Genomic DNA, 11,010 nt, shown 5'->3' with positions numbered 1-11,010 from the left:
AAGCAATGTTTGACTATCAGTCATGCGCCTTGTCAAACAAGGCGGCGATGACAACCACTTCCACGAGGCATGCCGGGTTGGCAAGCTTCGCTTCCACGGTCGCGCGCGGGGGCGTATTGCCTTCGGGCACCCACATGTCCCACGCCGCGTTCATGGCGGCGAAATTCGCCAGGTCCGAAATGTAGATCTGCACCGACAGCAGTTGCGTCTTGTCGCTTCCGACTTCAGCGAGCAAGCGGTCGATGTGGCCAAGCACTTCGCGAGTCTGACCCGTGATGTCCTGATCGGTGTCTTCGGCAATCTGGCCCGCGAGATAAACGGTGCCGTTGTGGATCGCGGCTTCGGAAAGACGCGCGCCGACATGAAGACGGATAACTGCCATGAATGCCTCTGAAAAGTGATTTGTCAAAAAAACCGTGCGAAGCCCAATATTATGCCTCGTGTGTTTCCGTATCGAGGAAGAAGCGGTAGGCGAGGTCTATCTGTTCCGGCGCGAGAAATGCCGGGGCGTGACCTACACCCTTGACCTCAGCGCTTGTCACGGCCTGGCCTGTGGCGACCATCTTTTCGACCGTTTCCCGCGATAACAGATCCGAATTCTCGCCGCGTACGACCAGAACCGGATGTTTGATCGCCGCAAGCGAATGCCAGAGGATCGCCTCCCCAAGCGCGGCCGCATTTGCATCTGCAGCTGCAAAGGGCACGGCGATCTTCGGATCGTATCTGTAACCCCAACGCCCATCGCGCTCGTGCATCAGAGGCGTATTGATCGCGCGCCATTCCTCGGCGCTCAACGGGCCGAAGGACGCCGCGAGTTGCGCCGCATTGTCGATTCCATCCTGAAGCGTGGCGAAGGTTTCGTCGCGGCCCAGATAGCTGCCAATGCGCTCTAGCGCCACCGGCTCGATGTGCGGCCCCACGTCGTTGAGCAGCAACTTGCGGATGGGCGTGTTCGGCAGCCCGGCGAGTCCCAGCCCGATCAATCCGCCCATGGATGTTCCGAACCAGTCCACCGTTTCCACATTCAGGCGTGCGATCAGCGCGACCATGTCCGAAACGTATTGCGGCACGCCGTAATGTTTCGGGTCGGCAAGCCAGTCGGAAAGCCCTCGCCCGACCACGTCCGGACACACCACGCGATACTCCCGCGCGAGCACCTTCGCCACCTCGTCAAAATCGCGGCCGGACCGTGTCAGCCCGTGAACGCACACGAGCACGCGCGGGTTTGCGGGATCGCCCCATTCCGTATAAGCCATGCGATGCAAACCGGACGGGCTGATGCATTGCACGTGGCGTTGCCGAGGCTCGGAAACGAAGGAAGGCGCAGCTTCGACGATGGTCGCGGACATGATTTTCCTTGGGCGCAGTAGCGCTGCTGCATGACGGATGGATCAATGGAAATCGATTGTAAACGCTTTGCGCGCCGCATTTCTTCGTCAGACACAAGGTTGGCCAACCGGTCTATGCGCGGCGTCGTACAGTCAACGAACAGTCACGAAAAAAGGGCTGCACCAACGCGAAGTTGGAACAGCCCTTTCCGGCCGGCAGACCGCGCCAGCGCTCAACGCTTACTTGACTGCGCTCACATCCAGCGGCGCGCCGGTTTTCTGTTGAATCTCTTCCACACTGACGCCAGGAGCCAGTTCGATCAGCTTGAGGCCCGCGTCCGTCACGTCGATCACGCCTAGATCCGTAATGATCCGGTCGACCACGCCCTTGCCCGTCAACGGCAAAGTGCACTCTTCCAGAATCTTGTGCTGGTCGCCCTTCGCGACGTGTTCCATCAGCACGATCACGCGTTTCACGCCCGCTACCAGGTCCATGGCGCCGCCCATGCCCTTGATCATCTTGCCAGGGATCATCCAGTTGGCGAGGTCGCCGTCCTTGCTGATCTGCATGGCGCCGAGGATGGCGAGGTTCACGTGGCCGCCGCGGATCATGGCAAACGAATCCGCCGATGAAAATATCGACGATCCCGGCAACGTGGTCACCGTTTGCTTGCCGGCGTTGATCAGATCGGCATCGACTTCTTCTTCAGTCGGTGACGGCCCGATGCCGAGCAAGCCGTTCTCCGATTGCAGCCACACTTCCATGCCGGCCGGCACGTGGTTCGCGACCAGCGTGGGCAGCCCGATCCCGAGGTTCACATAAAACCCGTCCTGCAATTCCTTGCCCGCCCGCGCGGCCATCTGGTTCCGGTCCCATGCCATGATCAGTCTCCTTTTGCGCGCACGACGCGTTGTTCGATGCGTTTTTCCGGGTGCGCATTCAGCACGATGCGCTGCACGAAAATCCCCGGCGTGTGAATGGCGTCCGGATCGAGCTCACCGACTTCCACGATTTCCTCCACTTCGACGACCGTGATCTTGCCGGCCATGGCGCACATCGGGTTGAAGTTGCGGGCCGTGCGTCGATAAATCAGGTTGCCGGATTTGTCGGCTTTCCATGCTTTCACGAGCGCTACATCGGCCGTGAGCGAGGGTTCGAGCACGTAGAAGTTGTCGCCGAACTTACGCGTCTCCTTGCCTTCGGCGATCACCGTGCCATAACCCGTGTTCGTGAAAAACGCCGGAATGCCCGAGCCGCCCGCGCGCAGCTTTTCAGCCAGCGTGCCTTGCGGCGTGAATTCGAGCTCGAGTTCGCCGGCCAGATATTGCCGCTCGAACTCCTTGTTTTCGCCCACATACGACGAAATCATCTTCTTGACCTGGCGGGTTTCGAGCAGAAGGCCAAGGCCGAAGCCATCGACGCCCGCGTTATTGCTGATACACGTGATTCCCTGGACGCCCGTGTCGCGCAATGCCGCGATCAGCGCTTCGGGAATGCCGCACAGGCCGAATCCGCCGACGGCAAACGTCTGGCCGTCCTTCACGATGTCTTCGAGCGCCTCTTTCGCGCCGGGATAGACCTTGTTCATTTGTCCCTTCCTGATCTGGATGAAATCTGATTATTCGAGTCGTTGCGCCGTTCGTTTCTCCGGCGATGACGACTTTCTGACGTTGCAAAAGAGTACGACGATGCATCGATCCGGCACAATACGCAAAAATACATAAGTAATTGCCGTAGTGCGCGGCGATGCAAACATCAAACGCCCGTCGTCCGAGCCAAAATGCCTCAACTGGATTATCAAACTGCGTTTCATCTTGCGCCAGTCGGGCTGGTGTTGTCACGGGAACGGATCATCGAAGACTGCAACGCGCAGCTTTGTGCAATCTTCGGCGTAAAGCCCGAGGCGCTGATCGGGCGCTCGTTCCAGGTGCTGTATCCGTCGCCGGTGGAATTCGAGCGGATCGGCGCGCGCATTTCCGCCTTGATGCAGCGTCAGGGCAGCTACGCCGACGACCGCATCATGAAACGCGCGAACGGGGAATTGTTCTGGTGCCACGTGACCGGACGGTCGCTGGATTTGAGCGCGCCGCATGCCGCGGGCGTCTGGACGTTCGAAGACCTGAGCGCGACGCGGCGAGTCGCTATCGAACTCACACCGCGTGAGCGCGAGATTGCCGCGCAACTCGTTACGGGCAAGACCAGCAAGCAGATCGGCCGCGCGCTCGACATCAGCTCGCGAACCGTCGACATCTACCGCGCGAAACTCATGCGCAAATACGACACGGGCAACGCCACCGAATTGCTGCAGCGGCTGCTGGGCGATTGATTACTTGTGCGGCGCCGCCGTTTCAATGGCATGACGCAGCAGATCCGGAATCGGCACCGATTTCGCAGCTGCGTAGTCGACCCACACGCATTTGGCGGTGCCGCGTGCGTAAAGCGTGGCGGGATCGTCCGCTCGATACAGCTCGAAGCGCGTATCGAAGCTGCTGCGTCCGGGCGCGCCGACAAACATGCTGCCAATGACGTCGCCCGGGTAATGGAGTTGCCTGAGGAATTCCATCGATGCATTCACGACCACCGGCCCCTGCCCTTTGGCGTTGGCGCCCGCAATGTCCAGCTCCCGGAACCACGTGATCCGCACTTCTTCCATGAAGCGGAAATACACCGTGTTGTTGACGTGGCCGAAAGCGTCCATGTCGCCCCACCGGATAGGCATGGACAAGTCGATGACGCGATGAAACCCGCCTTGCGCCGCGCCCGACGCTTGTTCGACAACCTGGCTCATAAGCCGAATCCATCGTCGGCGGCGATCACCGAGCCGTTGATGAACTGCGACTCGTCGGCGGCAAGCAGGAGCAACAGTCCATCCAGGTCTTCAGGCGTGCCCACTCGGCGGCGCGGCAAGATGGACAGCAGTTTCTGCCCCGCTTCGCTCTTCCAGTGGTGATGATTCAGTTCGGTATCGATATAACCGGGACAGATGGCGTTCACATTGATCCCATGACGGCCCCATTCCTGCGCCATGGCTTTTGTCATATGGACGACGGCCGCCTTGCTCATGGAATACACGCCGATCTGCGGCAGCGTCTTGAGGCCGGCCATGGAAGCGATGTTGATGATCCGGTAGCCGGGTTTTACGGTCCCGTTGCCGCGCATGATCATTCGCTTCGCCACTTCCTGCGCAACGAAAAACGCGCCGCGCGTGTTGGTATCGAAGACGAAATCGAAATCCGATGGCGTCACGTCCGTCAGCTTTTGCTGGGTCGATACACCCGAGTTGTTCACCAGAATATCGATAGTGCCCGCTTCCGTCTCCGCGTGGGCGACGGCGGACTTGATGCTCTGGTAGTCGGTGACATCGAGCGATACGACATGCGCCGCGCCGCCCGATGCCTCGATTTCAGCCCGCAATTCCTTGAGGCGCTCAGTGCGGCGGCTTGCCAGCACGACCCGTGCGCCGGCCTGCGACAGCACTTGCGCAAAGCGTTTGCCCAGTCCGCTGGAAGCGCCGGTAATAAGCGCGCATTTGCCTTCCAGGTTGATCGAACGGCCCATTGTTTTTCCTTGGTTGAAAGCGATTGAGTTGTTCGGGATCGGTCCGTCTTGCGCTCGTGTGATGCTGTTGCTTTGTACGAAATCTGCGCGGAACTGGACCAGGTCCAGCGAGCCAATATGCTATCGTGAAATAATACGGTCGTGCTAATCGCCGGAACGTTAGTTGCACCATACCTATCGTTCCCTGACAATACGCGATCCCCAAAAAAGCATTCTAACGTTAGACAGGAGCATTGGATGACCCCGGCGAGTCTCATCGAGCAGTACGGTCCCCGTGAGTCCATGGAGTACGACGTCGTGATCGTGGGCGGCGGCCCTGCGGGACTTTCTGCGGCCATCCGGCTGAAACAGCTTGCGCAGGAAAAAGGCGTGGAACTCGGCGTATGCGTGCTGGAGAAAGGCTCCGAGATTGGTGCGCACATCCTCTCCGGCGCCGTCATGGACCCACGCGCGCTCAGCGAATTGCTGCCCGACTGGAAGACACAAGGCGCGCCGCTCGACGTGGAAGTGACCGAAGACCGCTTTCTGTTCCTGTCGCAGGACAGCGCGAAGCAAGTCCCGAACTGGTTGCTCCCGGACAACTTCAAGAACCACGGCAACTACGTCATTTCGCTGGCTAACGTTACCCGCTGGCTCGGCCAGCAAGCGGAAGCGCTGGGCGTCGAGATATTCCCGGGCTTTCCTGCAGCCGAAGTGCTCTACACGGAAGACGGCGCCGTGCGCGGCGTGGCGACCGGCAACCTGGGCGTGGGCAAGAACGGCGAGCCGACCGGCAATTTCCAGCTTGGCATGGAATTGCACGCCAAATACACGCTCTTTTGCGAAGGCGCGCGCGGCAATCTCGGCCGGCAGTTGATGGACAAATTCAAGCTCGGCCGCGACGCCGATCCGCAGGTTTATGGCCTCGGCATCAAGGAACTCTGGACAATCGACCCGGCCAAGCACAAGCCGGGTCTGGTGATTCATACCGCCGGCTGGCCGCTCGAAACCGATACCTACGGCGGCTCGTTCCTCTATCACATGGACAATAACCAGGTAATGGTCGGTTTTGTCGTGGGCCTCGGGTACTCGAATCCGTATCTGTCGCCGTTCGAGGAGTTCCAGCGCTACAAGACGCATCCTGCAATCCGTACGTTCCTGGAAGGCGGCAAGCGCGTGTCGTATGGCGCGCGCGCGATCGTGGCCGGCGGCCTCATGTCGCTGCCGAAGCTGGTGTTCAAGGGCGGCGCGCTGGTCGGCGACGATGCCGGGTTCCTGAATGCATCGCGGATCAAGGGCAGTCACGCGGCAATCAAATCCGGCAAGATGGCGGCGGAAGCGGCGTTCGACGCAGTGCAAGCCGGCCGCGAGGCCGATGAACTGACCGCATACCCGGAATCGTTCAATAACTCGTGGCTCAAGACCGAGTTGTATCGCGCCCGCAATTTCAAGCAGTGGATGAGCAAAGGCCTGTACATGGGCACGTTCATGGTCGGCCTCGAACAGAAGCTGCTGGGCGGCAACGTGCCCTGGACGCTGCACCATCAGCACGCCGATAACGAAACGCTCAAGCCGGCATCGCAATGCAAGCCGATTGTTTATCCGAAGCCGGATGGCAAGCTGACGTTCGACCGGCTCACGTCGGTGTTCATATCGAACACGAATCACGACGAGAACCAGCCGCCGCATTTGACGCTGAAGGATGCGTCGGTTCCGGTCGATGTGAATCTGCGCACGTACGCCGGACCGGAAAGCCGTTATTGCCCGGCGCAGGTGTACGAGTTCGTGAAAAACGACGACGGCACCGAGCGCCTGCAAATCAACGCGCAAAACTGCGTCCACTGCAAGACGTGCGATATCAAGGACCCGACGCAGAACATCGTGTGGGTTCCGCCTGAAGGCGGCGGCGGTCCGAACTATCCGAACATGTGATCGTTCGGCTGGATTGTCGGTTAGAAGGCCTGAACGCTTGAAAAAAACGCCGGTTCTTTGTGAGAACCGGCGATTTTTTATTCGGGGATGTGCGCCGCGATGTGAGGCGTAGTCGTCTCGACATCGCCATTCTGCGCGCGATGTCGCAGCGCGTGATCGATCAGGACCAGCGCGAGCAGTGCTTCGGCGATAGGGGTCGCGCGAATCCCGACGCACGGATCGTGGCGGCCGAAAGTTTCGACGGTGGCCGCGTGACCGGCTTTGTCGATGGATTCACGCGGCGTGCGGATGCTCGACGTCGGCTTGATTGCGATAGACACCGTAATGTCCTGCCCGCTCGAAATCCCGCCGAGCACGCCGCCTGCGTTGTTCGCGGCGAAACCTTCCGGCGTCATCTCGTCGCCGTGAACGCTGCCGCGTTGCGCGACGCTCGCAAAGCCCGCGCCGATTTCGACACCCTTCACGGCATTGATGCCCATCATCGCCTTGGCGATGTCAGCATCGAGACGGTCATAGAGCGGCTCGCCCAAGCCCGCCGGCACGCCCGTTGCAATCACGCCGATGCGCGCGCCGATCGAGTCGCCGTCGTGGCGCAGCGCGTCCATGTATTCCTCGAGACGCGGCACGATCTCGGCATTCGGCGCAAAAAACGGATTTTCACGCACGTGTTCCCATGCCACGAATGGAATCGGGATCTCGCCGAGCGCGCTCATGAAGCCGTGGGTTTCGATGCCATACCGTTCCCGCAGCCACTTCTTCGCGACCGCACCGGCCGCCACTGTCGGCGCCGTCAAGCGCGCCGAAGAGCGGCCGCCGCCACGATAATCGCGGATTCCATATTTCTGCCAGTACGTGTAATCGGCGTGTCCGGGACGAAACGTCTCCGCGATATTGCCGTAGTCCTTGCTGCGCTGATCGGTGTTGCGAATCAGCAAGGCGATCGGCGTGCCGGTCGTCCTGCCTTCGAAAACACCCGAAAGGATCTCGACCTGATCGGCTTCCTGCCGCTGCGTCACGTGGCGCGACGTGCCGGGTTTGCGTCGATCGAGCTCGATCTGGATATCGGCTTCGGTCAGCGCCATTCCCGGCGGGCAGCCGTCGATCACGCAACCGATCGCAGGACCATGCGACTCGCCGAAGTTCGTGACGGTGAAAAGCGTGCCGAGTGTGTTGCCGGACATGAGCGTCGTCCTGAAAATATCGAGAGAGCCGATATTATGCCAGCCGGGAGCCCTTCCAGCCTCGTTCCGCCCCTGTTTGCGCCTACTTGCGGGCGCCCCGGAGCGTCGCAACGAGTTGTTGCAAGTGTTCCGGGGTGGCATCGGCGGGATCGATCGGCTCGCCAACCGCCAGCGTCAGCCGGCTCATCACGCCGCGCTGGATCGGACGCGGCCAGCTCGTGTCCCCATAACGGGAAAAGACGCTGCCCCACAAACCACGCAGCGCCAGCGGTATGACCGGCGCCGACCGGCGTCTCAGAATCTCGCTGATGCCGTGGCGGAACGGGTTCAGTTCGCCCGTTCGCGTCAGCTTGCCTTCGGGGAAGATGCAGACGAGGTCACCTTCGGCAAGCGCGCGGCCGCAGGCATCGTAGGCCTTTTCGAGCAGCGCCGCGTCTTCGTGGGCCGGCGCGATCGGAATTGCCTTTACATGGCGAAACAGCCAGCCGATCAGCGGCGAGCGAAAAATCCGATGATCCATCACGAAGCGAATCGGCCGGGGACTTTCCGACATGATCACGATGGCATCGACGAAACTCACATGGTTGCAGACCAGCACAGCCGCGCCGTGCTCGGGAATCCGCTCGGCGTTGACAAGCCTGATCCGGTAGAACGTGTGCACGAGAATCCACGCGAGAAACCGCAGCAGGAATTCGGGCACGAGCGAATAGATGTAGGCGGCCACCACGATATTGAGCAACGCCGTGGTGAGGAACAGTCCCGGAATGCCCACGCCCGCTGACGTCAATCCCATGGCCATCAGCGCCGACACGATCATGAAAAACGAGTTGAGGATATTGTTCGCGGCAATGATCCGCGCGCGATGCGTCGGCTGGCTGCGCGCCTGGATCAGAGCGTACAGCGGGACGCTGTAAAAACCGCCGAACATGGCGAGCAGGAACAGGTCCGCCAGAATGCGCCAGTGGACGCCGATCTGGAGGAATTCGGCAACGCCCATCAAGTGACCGGCCGGAACGATCTTATGGCTCGCAAAAAACAAGTCGATGGCAAATACGCTGATACCAATCGATCCCAGCGGAACAAGCCCGATCTCGACGCGCCGCTTCGAGAGCTTTTCACACAGAAGCGAACCTGTGCCGATGCCTATCGAAAACGTCCCCAGCAACAGAGTGACTACGTCGGGATTCGCCGACAGCACATCTTTGGCGAAGTTGAAAAACGACGTGAGGAAAGTCGCGCCGACAAACCATAGCCACGAGATACCGAGCAGGCTCAGGAACACAGTCCGGTCGCGGCGTGCAAGCGCGAGATTGCGCCACGTTTCGGTGAAGGGATTCCAGTTGATCTTCAAATCGGGCTGAAGCGCCGCCGTGCTGGGCACGAAACTCGACGCCACGCGGCCAATCAACGCGACTGCGACGCAGCACACGGCGAGCAGAATCGCACCATGCTCCATCCACCCGGCCGACGCGCCGCCGATGATCGTGCCGATCAAAATTGCCACGAACGTCCCCATCTCGACGAGTCCGTTACCACCCACGAGTTCGGACGGCTGCAAATGCTGTGGCAGGTACGCGTATTTCACCGGGCCGAAAACGGTCGAATGGACGCCCATCAGGAAGGTGCACAGGTAGAGCAGCGGCGCGCTGTGGAGCACGAATCCCGCGCCGCCAACCAGCATCACCGCGATTTCGAAGGTCTTCACAAAACGCGTGAGCGTGGCTTTGTCGTATTTATCGGCGATCTGGCCCGATGTCGCCGAAAACAGCACGAACGGCAAGATGAAAATGTCCGATATCAAAAAGGCAGCGGTTTTTGGATCGACGCCCGAAAAACGGGCGGCCTGAAACGTCACGAGCGACGTGAAGCCGACCTTGAAGACGTTGTCGTTGAGCGCCCCGAGAAACTGCGTCCAGAAAAATGGTGCAAAACGGCGCTCGCTCAAGAGGCGAAACTGGCCGTCGCCGTGTGCGGGCTTTGCAGGGTTCTCGCGGGCGGAAGCAGGCCATTCGCTCATGGATTATTGGAGTTGGTAGCTGAGAGACCTTGGCGCCGGACCACGCAATGCGGCGCCGGCTTCGAGACGAAAAAAATGCGCGCCGGACGGGGCGCGCATTTTTGCGAGCGTTTGACATGCGCTAAAGGGCTAATCGCGTTGTGCGTTCGCCGGGTTCAGCGCGCTTCTTCTTGCTGCTCGGGCCAGTCGCGAATATAGGCCTTGAGCATCTTGTTCTCGAAACCTTGTTCTTCCACCACGGCTTTCGCGACGTCGTAGAAAGAAATCACACCCATGAGGATGCCCTTTTCCATGACCGGCAAGTAGCGCACGTGGTGCTCGAGCATCATGCGGCGTACTTCGTTCACGTCGGTTTCCGGCGTACAGGTGATGGGATGGTCGTCCATGACCTTGCGGATGGTGAACGTGCCTACGCTGCCGCCGTTCTTGCTCAGGATCTGGATGATCTCGCGGAACGTGAGCATGCCAGCAAGATCACCGTATTCGATCACCACCAGTGAACCGATGTCGTGTGACGCCATTGCGTCAATGGCTTCGCTCAACGGCGTATCGGGCGTTACCGTGAAGAGCGCGTTGCCCTTGACGTTCAAAATGTCGCTGACCCGCATGATTGTCTCCTCGCGAAAAGCCTGACTGTCTGTCGATCCTAGCGGAAAGACGGTTAAAAAGGAAGCGCGCAGGCACCCGTGATTCGTCTGGGGAAGCATATCGGGCGGGCTTTTGCGCCGGGTCAACCCTTAGCTTTGCCGCACTGGGATGCTCACGCCGTTGAAGCGCGCCGACGCTCGCGTCTACCCCAAGTTTGTCCCGCCATACCCGATGTTACGATAAATGACCCTTTCCCATGGTAGCCCGCCCACGATGTCCGCCAACCGCTTCGATACCCTCGTCCGGGCGTCGGCGGCAACCTGATGGAACATCCGTCGATCGCCGTATCCGCGTTCCTCAAAAAGTCCGCGCGCACCCTGTTTCCGGAAGAACATCATGAACAGGCGATCGTACGGTTTTCCTCAG

The 11,010-nt window shown here is 60.1% G+C and carries 11 protein-coding genes; 2 read left to right on the top strand and 9 right to left on the bottom strand.

From position 1 onward, the window contains the following. Positions 1-16: 16 nt before the first annotated feature. The 4 genes from ACRXB1_RS05750 to ACRXB1_RS05735 form a co-directional block, all read right to left on the bottom strand. A complete protein-coding gene (locus ACRXB1_RS05750; protein ID WP_062170092.1) occupies positions 17-382 on the bottom strand; it encodes a RidA family protein in 366 nt (121 codons plus the stop codon). A 49-nt stretch (positions 383-431) separates the two neighbouring features. Continuing rightward, a complete protein-coding gene (locus ACRXB1_RS05745; protein WP_062170093.1) occupies positions 432-1,349 on the bottom strand; it encodes an alpha/beta fold hydrolase in 918 nt (305 codons plus the stop codon). Positions 1,350-1,568: 219 nt separating this feature from the next. Further along, positions 1,569-2,210, bottom strand: a complete 642-nt coding sequence (locus ACRXB1_RS05740; RefSeq protein ID WP_061999731.1) for a CoA transferase subunit B — start codon at positions 2,208-2,210, stop codon at positions 1,569-1,571. Between the two features lie 2 nt (positions 2,211-2,212). Then, a complete protein-coding gene (locus tag ACRXB1_RS05735; protein ID WP_061999732.1) occupies positions 2,213-2,917 on the bottom strand; it encodes a CoA transferase subunit A in 705 nt (234 codons plus the stop codon). Between the two features lie 192 nt (positions 2,918-3,109). Between ACRXB1_RS05735 and ACRXB1_RS05730 the strand changes: the two genes are divergently transcribed. Continuing rightward, positions 3,110-3,655: a LuxR C-terminal-related transcriptional regulator gene (locus ACRXB1_RS05730; protein ID WP_061999733.1), complete on the top strand. Its 546-nt coding sequence runs from the start codon at positions 3,110-3,112 to the stop codon at positions 3,653-3,655. On the opposite strand, the gene ACRXB1_RS05725 is transcribed toward ACRXB1_RS05730, so the two are convergent. Beyond that, complete coding sequence (locus ACRXB1_RS05725) at positions 3,656-4,117, bottom strand: acyl-CoA thioesterase (RefSeq protein WP_062170094.1); 462 nt, start codon at positions 4,115-4,117, stop codon at positions 3,656-3,658. Beyond that, a complete protein-coding gene (locus ACRXB1_RS05720; protein WP_061999735.1) occupies positions 4,114-4,887 on the bottom strand; it encodes an SDR family oxidoreductase in 774 nt (257 codons plus the stop codon). Before ACRXB1_RS05720 ends, ACRXB1_RS05725 begins: the two co-directional genes overlap by 4 nt. A 237-nt stretch (positions 4,888-5,124) precedes the next feature. On the opposite strand from ACRXB1_RS05720, the gene ACRXB1_RS05715 reads away from it, so the two are divergent. Further along, a complete protein-coding gene (locus ACRXB1_RS05715; protein ID WP_062170095.1) occupies positions 5,125-6,798 on the top strand; it encodes an electron transfer flavoprotein-ubiquinone oxidoreductase in 1,674 nt (557 codons plus the stop codon). Between the two features lie 77 nt (positions 6,799-6,875). On the opposite strand, the gene aroC is transcribed toward ACRXB1_RS05715, so the two are convergent. The 3 genes from aroC to ACRXB1_RS05700 form a co-directional block, all read right to left on the bottom strand. Then, on the bottom strand, positions 6,876-7,979 hold the full coding sequence (aroC, locus tag ACRXB1_RS05710) for a chorismate synthase (protein ID WP_061999737.1): 1,104 nt from the start codon (positions 7,977-7,979) through the stop codon (positions 6,876-6,878). 82 nt (positions 7,980-8,061) lie between these two features. Then, positions 8,062-9,996 (bottom strand): MFS transporter, encoded by a 1,935-nt coding sequence (locus ACRXB1_RS05705; RefSeq protein ID WP_449491414.1) that lies wholly within the window; start codon positions 9,994-9,996, stop codon positions 8,062-8,064. 155 nt (positions 9,997-10,151) lie between these two features. Continuing rightward, positions 10,152-10,604, bottom strand: a complete 453-nt coding sequence (locus ACRXB1_RS05700) for a CBS domain-containing protein (protein ID WP_061999739.1) — start codon at positions 10,602-10,604, stop codon at positions 10,152-10,154. Positions 10,605-11,010: the final 406 nt, after the last annotated feature.

Source organism: Caballeronia sp. M23-90, from assembly GCF_053574605.1.
Note: the sequence above shows the minus strand (reverse complement) of the source record. Positions and strands in the feature narration are given on the sequence as shown.